Origin of the sequence: Sphingopyxis sp. H053 (assembly GCF_001468225.1) — a bacterium.
Taxonomy (GTDB): domain Bacteria; phylum Pseudomonadota; class Alphaproteobacteria; order Sphingomonadales; family Sphingomonadaceae; genus Sphingopyxis.
This window is the reverse complement of the sequence record NZ_LNRU01000007.1, coordinates 36879-56551: the sequence shown is the minus strand read 5'-3', so window position 1 is coordinate 56551 and position 19673 is coordinate 36879. Positions and strand designations below refer to the sequence as shown.

5 protein-coding genes are annotated in these 19673 nt (G+C 65.9%); all 5 read right to left on the bottom strand.

Translation table 11 applies throughout. The features are described 5' to 3' along the window. Nucleotides 1-2: 2 nt before the first annotated feature. The 5 genes from ATE70_RS14695 to ATE70_RS14675 are packed head-to-tail and all read right to left on the bottom strand — an operon-like array spanning nucleotide 3 to nucleotide 19503. A complete protein-coding gene (locus tag ATE70_RS14695; protein WP_082639569.1) occupies nucleotides 3-1094 on the bottom strand; it encodes a cell wall hydrolase in 1092 nt (363 codons plus the stop codon). Further along, on the bottom strand, nucleotides 1091-3238 hold the full coding sequence (locus tag ATE70_RS14690; protein ID WP_058538654.1) for a type I secretion system permease/ATPase: 2148 nt from the start codon (nucleotides 3236-3238) through the stop codon (nucleotides 1091-1093). The genes ATE70_RS14695 and ATE70_RS14690 overlap by 4 nt, the downstream gene beginning before the upstream one ends. Nucleotides 3239-3273: 35 nt before the next feature. Beyond that, nucleotides 3274-4668, bottom strand: a complete 1395-nt coding sequence (locus ATE70_RS14685) for a TolC family protein (protein WP_058538911.1) — start codon at nucleotides 4666-4668, stop codon at nucleotides 3274-3276. Continuing rightward, on the bottom strand, nucleotides 4668-5384 hold the full coding sequence (locus tag ATE70_RS14680) for an OmpA family protein (protein WP_197411467.1): 717 nt from the start codon (nucleotides 5382-5384) through the stop codon (nucleotides 4668-4670). The genes ATE70_RS14685 and ATE70_RS14680 overlap by 1 nt, the downstream gene beginning before the upstream one ends. Before the next feature lie 52 nt (nucleotides 5385-5436). After that, nucleotides 5437-19503, bottom strand: coding sequence for a VCBS domain-containing protein (locus ATE70_RS14675; protein WP_058538652.1), 14067 nt, complete (start codon nucleotides 19501-19503; stop codon nucleotides 5437-5439). Between the last annotated feature and the right edge of the window lie 170 nt (nucleotides 19504-19673).

The following is a 19673-nucleotide window of genomic DNA, read 5'->3' as shown; positions in this document are numbered from 1 at the left end:
GGTTATGTTCCGGGCTGGATTTCGGGTGTGGCTGCGGTGCCCTGCTGGCTCGTCAGGCTGTCGAAGCGCGACTTGCTCTGCGTCGGGTCGGGAATATTGGGAACCCAGCCCTTGGTCATATCGACGCGGCCGCCGACGTCATTGTCGGCGCGGTGGTCGGTCGGGTCGCGCGGCGGGGGCACACCCTCGACCGCGATCGCTTCGCCGGGTAGCGCCACCACAGCGGCAGTACTGCCTTGATAGAGCTGGCTAAACGCGGGGATCCACTCGGCACCGGCATAGGCGTCGGAGAAAGCCCCCGGCTTCCCCCACGAACCCGGCCAGCGATAGAAGATATGCGCGCCGATCTGCTCGATCTTGGTGAGCTTCGGCGCCCAGCGCGGCAGCACATAATTGGCGTGATAATGCGTCGCCATGCCGACGCTCGTCTCGACATGGCCCGACAGCGCGGCGCGCGCGATCTCGGCCGAACGGCGCCACAGCGCGGGTACCGGCGGGCGGCGCATCGATCCGTCGCAGGCAAAGCTGAACTGGCAACCCGGGCGCGAACTGCCTTGATAGATCACGCCGCAGACGGTGTTCGGATAGGCTGGGTGCTTCATCCGGTTGAGAATGACCTGCGCGACCGCGGCCTTGCCCGCATCGGATTCGGTCGCCGCCTCATAATAGATCGCCTGCGTCAGACAGCGCTGCGCGTTGGTCGCCTGCGCCAGCGAGATCGTCGGCATCAGGAACGGCCGCGCCGCCTCGACCGGCAGCGTCGAGACCGGGAGTAGCGCGTTGCGCGCGACGGCATCGGCGCCTTCGGCGGTGGGAACGACGGAGTTGGTTTCGGTTTCGGTGATCAGCTTTGCAATCGCCTGTTGCTTCGCCGCCTTGGCGGCTTCGACGGGATCGGCGGTCCAACTGGCGACGACGCCTTCGACGAAGCGCGACAGGCGATCGTTGGACGAGGCGAACAGGATCGCGGCCGCGAACAGCGCGAGACCCAGCAGGATCCGCTTCAGGCTCTTGGGCGCCCCCTGCCGGGCATCGGCCCAGGGTGCGTCGGCGGCCGCGGCGCCATCGCGCCCGATGTTAAGCTCAGGGATCATGATGCCGGTTCCTTGGTCGATCGCGCGAGGACTTCGGCGCGCGGGCCGTCGGCGACGATCCGCCCGCCGTCGATGACGATGATGCGGTCGCACATCTGCAGGATCGCCTCGCGGTGCGTCGCGATGATCACCGTCTGCGATTTCGCGACGGCGCTATCGAGCGCGTTGATGAAAAGCCGTTCGCTCTGTGTGTCCATCGCGCCGGTCGGTTCGTCGAGGAAGAGCAGCCGCGAGGGCGAGGCCAGCGCGCGCGCGATGGTGAGGAAGCCGCGCTGGCCGCCCGAAAGCTGGGCGCCGCGCTCGCCGGTGCCGCGGTCGAGTCCGGTTTCGTCGCGGCCCATGAAGCGGTCGGCGCCGATCGACTGCAAGGTCGCGAGCAACTCGGCGTCGGTCGCGGCGGGCGCGCAAAACTGCATATTCTGCTTGATCGAGCCGCTGAACAGCACCGCATCCTGCCCGACGAAGCGGAATTGCGAGCGCAGGTAGATCGGCGAATGCTGACGGCTGTCGAGCCCGTCGATGAAGATATTGCCCGCCTCGGGCGCGTACAGGCCGCAGAGCAGGCGCCCCAGCGTCGACTTGCCCGACGCGACGCGGCCGACGATCGCGATCCGCTCGCCCGCCGCGATCTTGAGATCGATGTCGGTGAGCGACGGTGCCGCGGCGCCCGGATAGGTGAAGGACAGTCCCTCGACCGAGACATTGCCCGTGTCGATCGTGAGGTTCAGCGCGCTGCTGCCCATGCGGCGTTCGTCGTCGGCCTCGATCATCTGCTGGATGCTCGCCATCGTCGTCAGCGCCTGGCGCCCGCGCGTCATCAGGAAGGCGAGCTGCCCGACGGGGGCCATCGAGCGGCCGGCGAGCATGACGATCGCGATGATCGCGCCCATCGAAATCTTGCCCGCATCGAACAAGTAAAAGCCGCCGACGACGAGCGCGAGGCTGGAAAATTGCTGGCCCAGCGTCGCGAGGTTGATCGCCGCGGCGCCCGTGCGGCGCATCGTCGCCTGCGTCCGCGCGCTGGTGTCGACCATCCGGCGCCACTGGCCGAGCACCTGTCCCTCGGCGGCGCAGCTCTTGACCGTTTCGGCCCCGCCGATCGCCTCGACGAGCATCGCATGCTGGATGCTCATGTCGGCCTGATTGTCGAGCGACGCCTGCGCCATGCGTCGCTGCAGGAAATAGCCGGCAACGCCCATCGCGACGATGATCGCCAGCGGGACGAGCGCGAGCCAGCCCGCGAGCACCGCGATCATGATCAGGAACAGCACGAGGAAGACGACATCGACGATCAGCACGATCGTCGTCGAGGCGAAGAAATCGCGAATGCTTTCGAATTCGGAGACGCGCCGCGCGAGCATGCCGGTGCTGCCGCGGCGGTCGGCGAGCGGCATGTTCAGCACTTTGGAGAAGATCTTCTCCGACAATTTGACGTCGAGTTCGCGGCCGAGATCGTCGAGCAAGGTCGAACGCGCGAGGCGGAGCGTGAATTCGACCGCGAAGGCGAGCAGCGCGCCCACCGCGAGAACCCACAGGCTCGACACCGCCTTGTTCGGGATGACGCGGTCATAGACGTTCATCGTGAACAGCGGCAGCGCAAAGCCGAGCAGGTTGATCATCAGCGCCGCGCCGAGCACCGGATAGAAGGAACGGCGCATCCGCCGGACCTCGCTCCAGAACCAGTGGCGCTTGGCTTGTTCGTCCCACGGCCGTTCTTCGGCGCGGATCGCGGTCGGATCGGCGGCCACCGCCACCGCCTGCCCCGCATAGCTTTCCTCGACACTGTCTTCGTCGGCCCAAACTGGCGCTTCGGCGCCCGGTTCCCAGACGAGATACTGGCTATCGCGCGCTTCGATCAGCACCGCGCACGATCCATCGGTGCGCCGGATGATCGCCGGCAGCTCGCGCGCAAGGTTCCGCACCTTGCGCGCATAGAGCCGCTCATTGTTGATGAAGCAGAGGTCGAGCGCGGCTTCGGCCTGATGAAAGGGGAGGAAACCCCTCTCATCGCGCGCGAGCGCCGAGAGCGCGCCGCGCTGGAAATTCTGACCGAAATGCTGCGCGACAAAGAGGATGCAGGCGATCAGCGGATCGCCCGGCACCTCTTTACCGATACGCGCAATCGAGGATTGATTCTGCACCATATTGAAATTTTCTACTTGGAATCAATCCACTGACATCATTGCGGATAGTGGCGGCGCTGCAGTTCGGCCGGGGCCGGCGGACCGTAACCGACCTTCTCGCGCGCATAGACGCGGCGCGCTTCGGGGGCGGTCAGGTTGAACGCCTCCAGCAAGCTGTTGGTCGATGCGAGGATTTGATAGACCGCGAACATCTCCGAGAAACGCGCCGTTTCGGCGCGGACCTGAACGTTGAAACGCGTGTTTTGCGCATCGAGCACGTCGAGCAGCGAACGGCGGCCGACCGAGAATTGCTCGCGGTACGACAGCAGGAGTTCGTCGGTCGACTTGCTCTGATCGACAAGATCCCGGAACACCGCGGTCTGCGTCTCGCGGCTGTTCCACGCGCGGCGCGTATCGGCCTCGGCGTTGCGCTCGGTTTCATGCAGGCGGAAGCGGCTCTCGCTCGCGCGGCGTATCATCTCCTGATATTTCGCCTGGTTGATCCCGCCATTGAAAATATCCCAGCGCAGGACAACACGGCCCAACAGGTCGGTCGTCTCGCCGCGGAACGCGTCGATATCCTCGCCCACCCGGCCCGAAAATTCGAGGCCGATCGTAGGGAAGATATCGCCCTTTTCCTTCTTCGCCTCGGCATTCGCCGCATCGACGTCGGCCTGCGCTTCGAGCACCTTGGGGTGCCGCGACCGGGTCAGGCCGACCGCTTCGCTCAGGCTGACGGGCAGCTTTTCGGCCATCGCCGGCGGCATCTGCACCTCTTCAACTTCGAGCCCGCTGAGCGCGAGCAGCTCGATCCTTGCATTCTGCAGCGCTTCCTTGGCTTCGGACACGCGCACGCTTGCCGCCTTGGCGCGTTCCTGCGCCTGCTGCAGGTCGGCGACGCTGATCGATCCGGCGGTCACGCCGCTCGACAGGTCGGACACCAGGCTGTTGTGAAAGGTCATATTGTCTTCGGCAGCGGCGACGACGCGCTGCTGGAGCAAGACGTCGAGATATTGCCGCGCCGATTGCAGGGCAATGAACTCGGATCGTTCGACCACGCGGAGCGCCGCACCGTCGACACGCGCCGCCTGACGCAGCTTTTCGCCGTGGCGCCGGCCGAAATCGATCAGCGTCTGCTCGGCGCGGATCCCCGCTTCGAGCGGATAGAGTTCGTCATTGGCGATGCCGAGGTTGCGGCGCGTCGCATTTTCGAGGCGGCGGACCCCCGCGGACAATTCGAGCGAAACGCGCGGCAGATACAGGCCCTTCGCCTGTTCGAGTTCGAACTCGATTGCCTGCTTGTTCATTTCCGCCTGATTGATCTGCGGATTGGAATCGATCGCGACCGCCATGACATTCTGCATGCTGGTCGGCTCGGCAAAAGCCTGGCCTGCGAAAAGGGATATGGCGAGCGCCGAGGCAAAGCCGGCGAGCTTATGTTGCGGTTTCATCACAGTCCCCCATTCACTTCGACTTCGACACGCCGGTTCTCCGGCGTGCGCTGGCCATCCACGGTCTGGACGCGCGGCTTGCGTTCGCCCATGCCCGATACGGCGATGGCATCGGCCGGAATGCCGGCCACGCCCATCATGTCGGCGATCACGCGTGCCCGGCGCAGCGCCAGACCGTCATTATATCTGTCGGAGCCCGACCGGTCGGTGTGACCGACGACGGTGAAGCTGCGCCAACCGCAGCGCGTGCGGTTTTCGGCCATGAAGGCCACCGACTGGCTCGCGTCGGCGGGCGCGACGGTCGAATCCCAGTCGAAATAGAAGGTCGAGGCGACCTCGGGCGGGCAATTTTCCGTCGGCGGTGCCGGCGGTACGAGCGGCGCCTCGGGCGTCGGCGGCGGCTGGTTCCGCATCATGCCATAGGCGAAATCGCAGCGACGCAGGCTTTCGGCGTCTTTGTTGCCCGACTTCAGGAAGCCTTTTGCGATGCCGCACTGCACCTTGGCTTCGGACGCCCAGGTATAGGTGTTGCTGTTGGCGGCGACGACCGATCGATCAGTGGTCAGCGCCAAGGCCGCGTCGTACCGGGTCTGGACCTCGGTCCGCACCTGATCGATCGGCAGATCGGCAAGAGCCTGCGCATATGCGCTGCCAGGCTGGGCGAAGGCCAGCGCGGCGAATGCCCCCGCCATCCATTTTCCCGGTTGATGTGCCATTTCGTATCGCCCTCCCGTTATTCTCTGTTCCACTGGTCCTAAATTTGCTCGATCAGGCCGCCGCCATATGGTGAAGATCCACTGCCAGCGGCTGGCTGGCCGGGAACGCCACATCGGGCGCGACCTGTTGATCGAGGAACTGCGCCAGATCGAAAGCGGGCGTCTCACCGGCCGCGATCTGCACCGGTTCATGGCCGCCCGTGACGGCGTGGATCAGCTGATCGACCGCGCTGCCGCCGCTCTCCAGGACCTCGGCAAGCACCGCAGTCGCCGCCGGATCATGCGCCGCGGCATCCGAACCCGCGGCAACCGCATCGGCGGGCACCGCCGCCAGCGCGAGCAGACCGTCCATTACGCCCGGATCGAACGAGCCGCGATCCGCGATCATGTCGGCCAGCGAATCCGAGCTGTCGGCGTCGGCATTGTCGGTGGTTTCGCTGCGCCAGCCGCTGTCCTGCACGCCGTCGATCGCGGCGGGGCTCGCGTCGTCGGAATGCAGCGTGGCCGATGTGTCGGGCGCGGCGGTTTTCGGCGTTTCGGCAAGGCCGTCGCTGGCGGCGCTCGAAGGCGCGGCCGTCGCCGCAGCATCGATGGATGCCGCTGCGACGCCGCCGTCGGCCTGCTCGATACCCGGCTCGTTCTTCGCCGCGACGATCGGCGATGCGCCGTTGTCGGGCTGCGCGCCCTGAATCCCCACGATCAGCGACGCGGCGACCAGCGAGCTCGTCAGCGCCTGATTGCCCGCGGCGCGCTGGACGTCTTCCGCCTCGCGCGCCGGTGCGCGGGCACCGAGCTGTGTGTCGAGCTGAACTTCGATATAGTCGCCGCTCGTGCCGTCCTCGCGGGTGAAGCCGCCGCGTGCGGTCACCGCTTGGCCATCGACCTGCTCGTCAGTGGGGGTGGCGCCCGTCGCAATCGAGGCGATCCCCCGATCGGCAAGGCTCGAAAGCTCGCCCGCATCGCTGACGCCGTCGGCGTTGGCGTCCTGCCAGATCAGGAGGTTGGCAAAAGCCGCGTCGGCCGCGTCGATGATGCCGTCGCCATTGCCGTCGAGCGAAGCGAGCGCCGCGACGCCGCTGGCGAAATTGCCGCCACCGAAGCCGGGGGTGAAAATCTCGGTTCCGCTATCGATCTTGCCATTGCCGTTGAGGTCGACCGCCAGAATGCCGTCGTTCGACGAATTCCACGTCACCCGATCGGCCGCGCCGTCGGCATTGATGTCGAATGCGGCGGTCGCGCCAAAGGCATAGCCGTCGCCGCCCAGATCGAGGATGATCGGGTCGGCGGTTCCGACGAAGTTGGCGGCGGAAAGATTGCCGTAACCGACACCGTTGATCGTCATGATATGTTCGACGGCCATCCCGCCCTGGGTGGGGTTGGCCGAGCCGGTGATCGACACCGAATAGATGCCCGCATTCGCCGAACCGCCCGTGCCCGAATAGACGATGAACGTATAGATCCCGACCGGAATGCCGTCGGTTGCGCTCTGAATGAAACCCTCGATCGTCGATCCGTCGCCGTCATTGCCAAGCGAACCCGTCACCCAGGCACTATTGACCAGTTCGACGACTTCGACCCCGGCGCCGATGGTGGTCTGCGTTGCCGTCACGGTCACGAAGCTGCCGTCGGTGCGGCTGGTGCCGCCCATCGACACCGCGATCCGGTCGTTCGTCGTCGAGAAATTGCTGACGGTGGCGACCGTGTTGTCGCCAAACCCCAGGGCCGTGTGGCTAAAGACGATCTTGTCCACTGCGCCATCGCCGTTGCCGAGGTCGACCGTCCAGGCGCGCGTCGTCAGCGCCGCGGCGTTGATGGTGACCGTATCGCCCCCAGACCCGGCGTTGACCACGCTGTTGTTGCCGGTGCTCGCGGTGAGTGCGTCGCCGCTCGCCGACCCGGTGATTGTCATCGTCTCGGTCTGGGCGCCGAGGTTGATCGTCACGCCGGCCGCCGCTCCCGATGCGGAAACCGTCTCGACATTCACCAGCCTGCCATCGGCGAGGCCGTTGAGGTCGGCCGAGGTCGAGGTGAGTGCGATCGTATCGCTGTTGTTCGCGCCAAGGTCGATCGTGCCGGCCGCCTGGATGATCGCATCGAGCTGCGCGCCGGTCAGCGTCAGCGTGTCCGCACCGCCCGAGCCGGTGAGGTTGCTCGTCTCGACATTGCTGACCGTCGGCGCGCCCGCGGCGGAAATATTCACCGCGCCGCTGACCGCGATGTTCAGCACGTCGGCGCCACCGGCAAGGTCGATCGTGGCGAACGACGCCCACTGCGCCGCGGACATCGAGACCGTGTCGATACCGCTGCTGCCCGTCAGCGTTTCGACGCCGCTGATCGTGCCGCCCGCGAAATTGACCGTCGTGGCATTGGTCAGCAGGATGGTGTCGCTGTTCGCGGCGCCGTTGATCGTTTCGCCCGCCCCAAATTCGCCATTGGCAAGCCAGAAAATATCGTTGCCGATGCCACCGGTTAGCGTGTCCGAACCGGTGCCGCCCGAAATGATGTCATCGCCATCGCCACCGTCGATGATGTCATTGCCTTCCTGGCCGAAGACGATGTCGTTCCCGGTGCCGGCGTTGATTGTGTCGTTGCCGCCGGTCCGTCCGCTTTCCTGTGCCAGCGCGCTGTAATTCGTGCGGATATAGGCGATCGTATCCTGACGGGTCCAATCGGCGCCATTGAGTCCGGGATCGATCGATTCCAGATTTGCCCGACCTTCGAGCGTCTGGAAGACGGCCCAGCCCGACCCGGCGGGAAGGCTCACGCCTAGCTGGGTCGCCAGCGTATCGGTGAACAGGACGTCGCCGAAGATCACGTCGCCCCCGGCGCCGCCGTTGATGGTGTCATTCGCCGCGGCGGCGAGGTCGGTCGAGCCGCCCAGAACCTGGAGCACGGCAGCCAGTTCTTCGGCCGAGGTCGCGTTGGTCGCGCTGCCCGTCCCGCCCGATGCAACGCCGTCCTCGACATCGCTGAGCCGTGCAAGCAGCGTCGCATTGACGTTGATCCCGATCGAATCGATCGAATAGCCGGTCGCGAGTATCTGCTGCGGCTCGTTCGAGCCGTCGGTGCCGAGCACCTGGTCCATCGCATTCTGGACGTTGGTGGCGTCGGAATCGCTGCCGTTGCCGCCAGTATTCCATAGGGTTGGAAGACCGTCGGAAACGAAGACGACCTTATTGATGTCGGCGCCGACAATGCCGTTCCCGCCGTTGATCCAACTCAGCGCATCCTGGAGGCCGTCTTCATAGTTGGTGCCGCCGCCCGCCGACATGTCCTCGACCGCCTGTTTGGCATCGTTGACCTCTTGCGTCTGGACGACCCCGTTGACGATCAGGTCGAAGGTGCCAAGATTGTCCCCATCCGCGTCGAAATCGATGATCGTGATACGGATGTCCTTGGCCCCCGACGCCGCCAGGCTGTCGATCAGCGCCTGCACACCATCCTCAAGCGCTTGTTGCCGCGAGATCGTGCTGTTTCCGAACGGAATCTGCGTCGTCATGCTGCCCGAACTGTCAAGCACCAGAACGATATTCGCCTGTTGCCCTTCGGTGATCGTCACCGATCCCGGATCACCGACCAGCGTATCGTCGAAAGCACTGCCCTGGATCGCGCCGTCGACCTGGCCTTGCGGATTGGCGACGACATGGTCGGTCGGCTCGCCAGCGACGTCACCGGTTGCCGAACCGATCACCAGCAGCGGTGAAGCCGTGGTGATCGCCAGCGATGCTTGCGCGGTGTCGCCGTCGCGATCGACGATGGTGACCGGGACGTTGAAGTTCACCGGGTTTTCGGTCTGCACCACCGCACCGAAGTCGCCGATCTTGAACGTATCGCCGCCGGCATGGTGGAATTCGATGCTGTTGTATCCGTCGGCGGTAAAACCGGCGACGACGGTATTCGCGACGACACCGGCGACGGTCGCTTCGCCGTTGGCGAAGGTCACGGTGAAGTTCTGGCCGCCGACATTATAGGTGCCATTCGCCGTCACGCTGAGCGTCGCATTGTTGAAGCTGATTGCGACCTTGGTGATCGTATCCTTCACACCGTCGCCGATGTCGTTGTCGGTGTCGATGTCGTCGCGCGCGACAAGCCGGACGCTGCTGCTGGAGCCGATATTCGTAAACAGCGCCGACGCGCCGTTCGCATTATAATGCGAGTCGAAGGCATGGTTCTGGTTGGCGGGCGTGGCATAGTTCGCGCCGCTGTTCGGCGATCCGGTCAGGTCAACGACGAAATCGACCCGCATCGCCTCACCAGCCTTGATCGACTGGCCATCACTGATCCCACCCGTGCCATTGTTGGTGTTCACGGTCCCGCCATCGATCCCGCCCGTCATCGGCGTCAACAGCAAGTCCTGACTGTTATTGTCGCCCGCCACCGTAAAGCCGGCCCATGACGTGTTGCCGCCGACGAAGTTGTAACTGCCGCTGTCGAAATCGACCGTCTGAGTCGAATCGAGCTTCTGGACCATCTGGACCTGATACTGGTCGGCATGGCCGGCCGGCTGCAGGCGGATGATAAAGACATCGTCGCCGTTCGGCTTTTCGGCGGTCAGAATGGTGCCACCGGCCGAGATGACGTAGTTCAGCGCCAGACCGCCCGCCGTCAGATTCTGCGCCTGGAGCGCCGCGATCGTCGCGGCGGTGAAGATCACGCTGCCCGGGCCGTCGCCACCATAATTATTGTCGACGTCATTGTCGGTATCGAGCGATTGATACACCGACGAGCCGGGGGCATTGATCAGCGCCGCGGCAAGCGGCGCGATCGCGATCGGCGAGTCGTCCTCGAGCCCGATGGTCAGCGCCGTCGCGTTGGTCACCGTCGTCGTGCCGTCGTTGACGCTGACGGGAACGACGAGCGACAGCGCGTCTTCCAAGGTCGTGTTGGGATGATCGATCGGCCGCGACAGCGTCACGGTGAAGTTGCCGCTGTTGTTGATCGATACGCTGATGATCGTATTGGCACCGACCTTGCCCAGCAGCAGCTGCGGATTGGTCGTATCCCAGACGATCGGCTGACCGCCCGAGAACAGCGCCGTCGCCGGTGCGCCGAGCGAGAAGGTCAAAGCGTCGCCGTCGGGATCCGTCGCCGTGATCGTTCCGTTCCGGACCGTCTCGTTCGTCGTATCGACGGTGCCCGTCGTATCGGGGAAGCCGCCCGCAAGTCCCTCGTCCGATACCGCGGTCGTCGCCGTCCCGATCGTCGGCAGGTCGTTCGAGCCGTTGATCGTGATTTTCAGCGTCGTCGTCGACCGATCGCCATCGCCGTCGGTGATGGTGTAGGTAAAGGTTTCGGTCAGCGTCTCGTTGACCCCCAGCGCCTGCACCGTCGCATTACCGTTGTTCAGCGCATAGCTGTAGCCGCCATTGGCGTTCAGCGTCAGCGAGCCATAGGTGCCCGCGAGCGGCGTTCCAACATTGCCCGCCACCGCGCCCCCGGACGTGCCGGCGATGACGCCTGTCACGCTGGCGCCGTCGGCGCCCTGCGTGTCGGCGCTTCCGGGCGCATTGGTCGTCCCGACGCCGGTCACGACATTGCCGGTGGCGGGACTCGCCGCATCCTCGGTCACCGCATCGGTGTCGGGACGCGCGGTCGCCAAATCGTCCGAGATGGTGACCGTGACGGTGCCGGTCGCCGTATCGCCATCACTGTCGGTGGCGACGACGCCGACCGAGCCGAGGTTCGCGAGATCGTCGACATCGATGCCGGTGTGGTTGTCATGATTGTCGTTGAGCGTCGCGGTGACCGATGCATTGTTGCCCACGCGCACCAGGTCGAGCGTCACGACGAGACGCGCGCCGTCCGAGCCGGTGATCTGCGTATCGGAGACGCGCACCCAGGTCAGGCCGCCGCCCAGCCCGGCAACGCTGGCCGCGAAGACGATCGAGGCGATGGCGTCCGAGCCGGGCGTGAAGACAAGCGATGCGTTCGCCGAATCGGGGCCGGCGGGGGTCGAGCCGTCGACCAGATTCTGGTCGTCGAGCGCGAGCGTGATCGATCCGCCCCCAATCGGATTGGCGCCGTCGGTCAGGCTGATCGCCTGCGTCGACGTCGCCGGATCGCCGTCGCCGTCGGTGATCGTGTAGCTGAAGCCCGCATTCGCCGCCGCGGCATTGCTCACGGGGTTCGGATCGAAGGTCCATGCGCCGGCCGCAGTGAAGGTGTAGACCCCGTTCGCCGTGGTAATCGTCGTCGTGCCGACGGCATTGATCGCGGTGGTCGTCGCCCCGATCATCACCGACGTCACCGTCGCGCCATCGGCGCCGCGCGTGTCGTTGGTCAGCAGATTTCCTCCGACCGCGGGGCCATCTTCGGCGACGACGATGTCGGCATCGGGCCGCGCGGTCGGGACGTCGTCGATGATATTCACCGACAGCGTGCTGCTGGTCGTATCATTGTCGACGTCGGTCAGGCTGACGACAAAATTCTCGAACAGGCTGTTCTCGCTGGCGCCCGTCGCATGGGCCTCGGCGGCAGCCAGCGTGTAGCTATAGCTGATCTCGCCAGTTGCCGCATTATAAGCCGTGATATTCAGCGTATTGCCGAGCGGGGTAGGAATCGTCGCCGGCGTGAACACGCCATTGTTGATGACCTGCACGCCATGGATCGTGAGGTTCGCGACGCCGTCGGGTGCCGAGATATTGAAGGTGCCGGTCTGGGTGAGCGATTCCTTCGCCGTATCCGAACCCGCGGGCAGGTCGTCTTCATCGACCGAGACATCGCCACCCTGCGCCTCGGGCACCAGGTTGGTGATCGTCACGCCGTCGTCGGTGCCGGTCAGCGTGACCGTCAGCGTCGCGGGGTCGCTGTCACCGTCCTTGTCGGTCAGGGTGTAGGTAAAGATGTCGGTCAGCGTCGCCCCGGGCGCCAGCGCGTTGATCGCGGTCTGGCCAGCGGCGGTCAGCGTATAGGTCTGCGTGCCGTCGGGGTTAAGCGTGATCGTACCATAGGTGCCCGTGAGGCTGGTGAAGGTGCGGCTGCCCAAACCGTCGGCGCCGTCGGTGTCGTTGGTGTCGACGTCGAAGGTGACCGAGATCGGGCCGCCTTCGGTAAGGCCCGCTATATCGTCATTCGCCACCGGCGCATCGTCTTCGAATACCAGATTCTGGCCGATATTGGCGGTGGCGGTCGCCGTGTCGCCATCGGCATCGGTAACCGTTGCGGTCAGCGTGATCAGATTGTCGGCCGACAGGCTCGTCGGCTGATCGGGTCCGCTGTTCGGCGTGTGGACCACCGCGCGACTCTGGTCGAGCGTGACCGTGCCGTTCGCCGCGACGCTGACCGTGAAGACCAGCTCGTTCGAGGTCGAGGTCCGGCCCTCGACCACGCCGCCGACGACGCTGAGCACCACCGCCTGGGTCGTCAGCGTGTCGACAAGACCCGTCGGTCCGGCCGTGATGCCGAGCGCATAGGTCGTCGAATTCGTCGCCGCGGCGCCATCGGCGCCAAAGGTCGGGGTAAAGACCGATGCGAAGCTGAACGGCGCGTCGGTGCCAAATGCCGATTCATCGACCGTCAGCACCGGCTGCGTGGTGTTGGCAACCACCGTCGGCGCATCGTCGTCGAAGCTGATCTGGAGCGTGCCGGGCGCCGTCGATCCGTCGCTGTCGCTGACGGTGAAGCCCAGCACCACCGTGGCGTCATTCTCGTCGCCGCCCGATGTGTGGAGGACATTGTCGACCAGCGTCACCTTGTACGCGCCGGTCGTGGGGTTGGTGACCTCGACGGTGAACAGCACGCCGCGCGGACCGGTGCCGGTCAGCGTGTTGGTGCCCGCGTTCCAGCCAAGCTGGACCGATTCCTGGCCGACAATGACGAACAGGCCGTTCATCGCGGCGAAGTTCACCGAACCCGGGCCGTCGCCACCGAAATTGAGGTTGAGCAGGCCGCTGAAGGTCGCCTGATTATTGTCGCCGTCGCTGTTCGGATCGGCCAGGTCGCCGGTTGTGCTGGCGGGATTGCCGCCGGCGAGCGCATCGTCGTCGACCGAAGCCTGCGTCTGGCCCGCGGTCGGGACGTTGGCGTCGGTGATCGTGAAGCTGATCGACGCTGTCGCGGTGTCGTTGTCACCATCGGTGACCGTGTAGGTCGCGGCGGCGCTGCCGGCGCCGGTCACCGATGCATCGGCGGTGAAGCTGTAGCTGCCGTCGGCCTTCACCTTGATCGTGCCGTGGCCGATATCGATGGCCTGCGAGAAGCCGTCGCCACCGAAGACCAGCGCCGTGCCGTTGATCTGGGTGACAGTCGCGCCGTCGGCGCCCTGCACGAAGTCGAGCGTGCCGGTGACCGTCGCGCCCTCGGCGACATTCTGGTTCGCTTCGGGCGAGGCGGCGGGCACGTCGTCGGTGATACGGATGTCGATCGTCGCGCTGGCGGTCGACCCGTCGATGTCGGTGACGGTCACGCCGACGCTGTCGTTGCGATTATCCTCGCCCGCTGCCGGATGGTCGGTGCGATTGTCGTTCAGCGTGTAGCTATAGGTGAACGTCCCGCCGATCACCGAACCGTCGGCGCCGGTCACCGCGGTGAAGCCGGTGACATTGAGCGTGCCATAGGCGCTCGCAACCGACTGCGGCGTGAAGGTGCCATTCGCGACGACGAGCGTCAGCGGGGTACCGAGCGGCACGCCGTTGAAGCTGGTCAGCACCACCGTGCCCATGCCATCGGGAGTCGACACGGTGAAACTGTCGCTGTCGGTCAAACTGTCGGGCGTCGTGTCCGAACCCGCGGGCTCGCCGGGACGCACCGGCAGATCGTCTTCGTCGACGAACAGCTCGGCGCCCGCGGCGTCGAGGCCGTTGATCGTGACGCCGTCGTTGGCGCCGTTGATCGTGATCGTCAGCGTCGTCGTCGCCGGATCGCCGTCGCCGTCGGTGATCGTATAGCTAAAGATCTCGGTCAGCGTCTGACCGGCCGAAAGGCCCTGCACCGGCTGCGCCGCATTGTTCAGAACATAGCTATAGCTGCCGTCGGCGTTCAGCGTCAGCGTGCCATAAGCGCCCGCCAGCCCCGCGCCCACGGCGCCGACCGTTGCACCGAAGCTCACGCCCGTGACGGTCGCGCCGTCTGCCCCTTGGGTATCGGCAGCGCCATCGGTCGCATTGCCGTCGGTGCCACCCGTACCGGTCAGAACATTTCCGTCGGCGGTCAGCGGACCATCCTCGGTCACGCTGTCGGCGTCGGGCTTGGCGGCCGGAACATCGTCGGCGACCTGCACGGTGACAACGCCCGTTGCAGCGTCACCGTCGGTATCGGTCGCCTGCACCGTGACGGCGCCGAGCGCCTGCGTCTGCGCCGCCATCGCCAGCGCGTGGGGCAGGTTGTCGGCAAGCGTGACGGTAACCGTGGCGATTCCCGACAGGCCGGGCGGGATCGATGCGGGGGCCGTCAGGCTGATCGTGATCGCGGCCGGACCACCCAGCGTGAGCGAGCCGACGATCGTCTGCCCTCCGGGCGCCATCGACCAGAAAAGATCGATGCCCGTCCCGTCGAGATTGGCGACAAGCCCGGCGACGCCGGTGAAGGCGAAGCCCGAAAGTGTGTCCGAGCCCGCGGAGAAAATGAGGTCGCCGCTGGTCATTTCGGCGGGGCTCGCCGGGTTGCTGCCGATCGCATTGATCGCGGCTTCGTCGACCGTGAGCGTGATCGGGGAGGCGTTCTTCGGGTTCGCGCCGTCGGTGATCGCGATCGTCAGGCTGTCCGACGTCGGATCGCCGTCGCGGTCGACCGCCGACAGGGTGAAGCTGGCGGACGGATTCGTGGCGTTGTTCTGGTTGCCCGCAGCGGCAAAGCTGAAGGTGCCGTTGGCGTTGACCGTCAGCGCGCCCGTCGGCTGGGTGATCGACACACTGCTTCCGGGGGCAAGCGACAGCGTCGCGCTGCCGCTGCCGAAGCTGACATTGACCGACGAAACGCCGTCGGCGCCGCGGTCGAGCGTCCAGGTGCCGGTCGCGGTCGCGCCTTCGACGACGGTCGTCGGCGTATCCGAAAGGCTCAGCGTCGGCAGGTCGTCGACGATCGTGACGCCGAACGCGCCCGACGCGGTGGTGCCGTCATTGTCGGTGACGGTGAAGCCGATCCCCGCAAGGAAATCGCTATCCTCGCTGCCCGGAACCGCCTGGTCGATCGCCTGCGACAGGGTGACCGTATAGCCATAGGTGACCTGCGTCGCGCCGGGGCCCGCGGCCGGGGTGGTCAGGCTGATGCGGATCACCTCATTGCCGCCGACCGAACCGACAAGATCGTTGCCGACCTTGTCGAAGGTCACCGGCACGCCGCCAACGGTCAGATGCGTGTCGAGCGCGGCGCTGTCGTTGAGGACGAGCGAGCCCGCGAGCGTCGCCGGCACGTCGCTGCCGAAATCGACGGTAATCGTGCCGTTGGCGCTGGCGCTGCCGGTCGAGGTGACTTCACCGGACAGGCCGTTGTCGGCATTGGCGCCCACGAGGCCATCCTCGTCGACGGTGACATCGGCGGTCTTGCCGATCTGCGGCGCCGAATCGGCGACGAGCGTGATCGTCGCGGTGGCGACGTCGGTGTCGCCGTCGCCGTCGGTGATCCGGTACTGGAAGCTGACGCTGCCTGTTTCCTGCGCACCGGGCGTGTAGGTGAAGCTGCCATCACCGTTGTTGACGAGCGTGCCGGTGCCGGTGAGCGAACCCGCGACGAGCTGGACCGCCGAAGGCTGGACGCCGTCGGCGCCGCGCACATCGTTGGCGAGCACGTCGATCGTGACCGGCGCATTTTCGACCGCCTGCGTCGTACCATCGTCCGCCGCGGTCGGGACATCGTCGATGATCCGGACGTCGAGGCTGGCGTTGGCGGTCGATCCGTCGCTGTCGGTCACGACAACGGCGAAACTGTCGCCGACGAAGTCCTCGCCCTGGCTGCTGTGCGTCAGCGTGTTGTCCGAAAGGACATAATTATAGGTGAAGGTCCCGCCGATCACCGAGCCATCGGCGCCGATCACCGGCGTGAAGCCCGTGATGTTGACGGTCCCCAGCGGGCTCGTCACGGTGCCCGCGGTGAACACGCCGTTCGTCACGACCTGCGTGCCGCCGATCGTTACATTGCCGAGCCCGTCGGGGGTCGAAACGGTGAAATTGTCCGTCTGCGTCAGCGCCGCCGCATCGGGCGACGAACCGTCGGACAGGTCGTCCTCGTTGACGACAACCTCGGCGCCTTCGGCGTTCAGGCCATTGATCGTGACGCCATCGTCGGCGCCGTTGATCGTGATTGTCAGCGTCGCGGCCGCGGTGTCGCCGTCGCCGTCGGTGATCGTGTAGGTGAAGGTCTCGGTCAGCGTTTCGCCGGCCGAAAGGCCCTGCACCGGCTGCGCCTGGTTGTTCAGCACATAGCGATAGCTGCCGTCGGCGTTCAGCGTCAGCGAGCCATAGGCGCCGGCAAAGGCCTCGCCCAGCGCGCCGCCCGCGACGGCCGTGACCGTCGCGCCATCGGCGCCTTGAGTGTCGGCGACCCCGTCGGTCGCGTTGGCGTCGCCGCCACCCAAGCCCGTCAGAACATTGCCATCGGCAGCCGGCGGATTGTCGCCGTTTCCGCTATCCTCGGTCACGCTGTCGACATCGTCGCGCGCGGTCGGAACATCGTCGATGATGCGCACGTCGATGCTGTCGGTGCCGGTCGATCCGTCGCTGTCGGTGACGACCACCGCAAAGCTGTCGATGACATTGTCCTCGCCCTGCGCGCCATGCGTCAACGTGTTGTCGCCCAGCACATAATTATAGGTGAAGGTGCCGCCGATCACCGACCCGTCGGCGCCCGTGACCGGGGTGAAGCCGGTGATGTTGATCAGCCCAAGCGGACTCGTCGCGGTGCCCGGCGTGAAGACGCCGTTCGTCACGACCTGCGTCCCGCCGATCGTCACATTGCCCAGCCCGTCGGGGGTCGAGATCGAGAGGCTGCCGGCCTGCGTGAGCGCCGCGGCGTCGGGCGACGATCCGTCGGCCAGATCATCCTCATCGACAGTCAGATCGCCGCCTTCGGTATTGATGCCATTGATCGTGACGCCGTCGTCGGCGCCATTGATTATGATCGTCAGCGTCGTCGTCGACGTGTCGCCGTCGCCGTCGGTGATCGTATAGGTGAAGGTCTCGGTCAGCGTCTGCCCGGCCGCGAGGCCCTGCACCGCCTGTGCCGCATTGTTGAGGGCGTAGCTGTAGCTGCCGTCGCTGTTCAGCGTCAGCGCACCGTAAGCGCCGGCGAGCGGTTCGCCCACCGCGCCGCCCGCGACCGCGGTCACGGCCGCGCCGTCGGCGCCCTGCACGTCGGCGACGCCGTCGGTGCCATTGGAATCTTCGCCGCCGCTGCCGGTCAGCACGTTGCCGTCGGCGACCGTCGGGCCGTCCTCGGTCACGCTGTCGCTGTCGGCGCGCGCGGTCGGCGTGTCGTCGACGATATCGATGTCGAGCGTGTCCGTCGCGGTGTCGCCGTCGGCGTCAGTGATGACGAGGGCGAAGCTCACCGTCGTGCCATCGCCGTCGAGCGTGTTGTCGATCAGCGTATAGGCATAGGTGATCGAGCCCTCGCCCGTCGCGGCGTTGAAACTATAGCCGGTGACGACAAGCGTCCCGGTCGCGTCGCTGGAAATCGTCTGCGGCAGCGAACCGGGGGTCACGGTTATGCCGCCGATCGACACGCTGCCGACGCCGTCGACCGCGGTGAAAGTGATTGTGCCGCTGGTCGAGGCGTCGCTGCCGGCAAAGGCCGAACCCGGCGCCTCACCTTCGCGCGGGCCGAGGTCGGCCTCATAAACGACCGTCCCGCCATCACCCTCGCCATCGCCCGGGACGAAGGTGATGACGGTCGGCGCGTCGGCGATACTGATGGTAAGGGTCGCCGTCGACGTATCGCCGTCACCGTCGGTAATCTGATAGCTGAAGACGTCGTTGACGCCGCCGGCGGTGCCCGGATTCCGGACATAGGTGTAGCCGCCTTGGGCATTGATCGTCAGCGTGCCATACTGGCCCTGCACCGTGCCCGGCGCCGAAAATCCGCCTTCGCCGCTCGCAGCGCGGATCCCCGTCAGGCTCGCGCCGTCGGCGCCCGGCGTGTCGGCCCCTGCCGCCCCGCTGGTCGTGCCCGTTCCGGTCAGGACATTGCCCGTCTCGGGCGCAAAGCTGCCTGCGGCGACCCGGTCGGTGTCGCCCCGCGCGGTCGGCACGTCGTCAACGACCGAGACGGTCAGCGTCGCGGTCGCGGTGTCGCCGTCATTGTCGGTGACGACGACGGTGAGCGGGTCGGTCAGATTGGCGTTCGCATTGGTATTGTCGGTGAGCGTGTAGCTGTAGCCGACATTGCCCGGCGTCAGGCTGGTGATCGTCAGCTGGCCAAGCGGCGTCGTGATGACCTGGCCGACCGCCGTAATGGCGATGCCGTTGATCGTGATCGTGTCGAGACCGTCGCCGGCGTCATAGACGATCGAACCCGTCGTGGTTTCGCTGTTCGCGGCGCTGTTGCTGCCCGCGGGCTCGTTGCCGCGCGCGGGAAGCCCGGCTTCGTTGACGCTGGCGGTTGCGGCGGTCAGCCCCGCGGGCTGATCGGGCGTGACGATCAGAATCGTCGGTTCCTCGTCGGAAACGGCCGGCAGCAGTTCGCGGTCTTCGGGCTGCGGAAACGCAAGCTGCGTGTAAGGCAGCAGGTCGCCGAGCGCATAAGCATCCTGGATCGGGCCTTCGGGATCGGCGAAATTGCCGCCCGAGCTGCGGACGCCGGCTTCGGGGTTCAGCTCGCCCAGATTCTCCAGCAGCTGCGCCACCGTGCTCGCCGGCACCGTATCGCCATCGACGACGATCGACGGAACATCGACCGCACCGCCGGGAATGATGAACACCTGACCGTTCGGCAGGGTGATGACCAGGTCGGTTCCCGAAATCGTGATATCGTCGATCGATGCGCCCGCGGGCAGGACGACGCGGCCGCTTGCGTCGGGAACGAGGATGGCCTGGATCGCCAGCGGTATGATCGACGCGGCGGCGGTCACGTTCGCCGCGGCGGCAAGAAACTCGCCGCCCGGTGCGGCCCGGCTCGACTGCTCGTTCGATGCGCCGTCGCGCGCGGGACCGGTGATTCCATTCCGCGCCGGATTGTCGAAAGCATCCATGTCAATTTCCCTCGAACGCACCTCGCCCTGCCGCAAAAACGGCACAGCAAAATTTCCACCAATGTCAGTGCGACCCACTGTCCGAGCGACTCGGACCTTCCCCACCCATTAGGAAACATGGATTCCCGGGACTCCGCAAGCGCGTTAACACATTTTTAGCAATCGCTAAT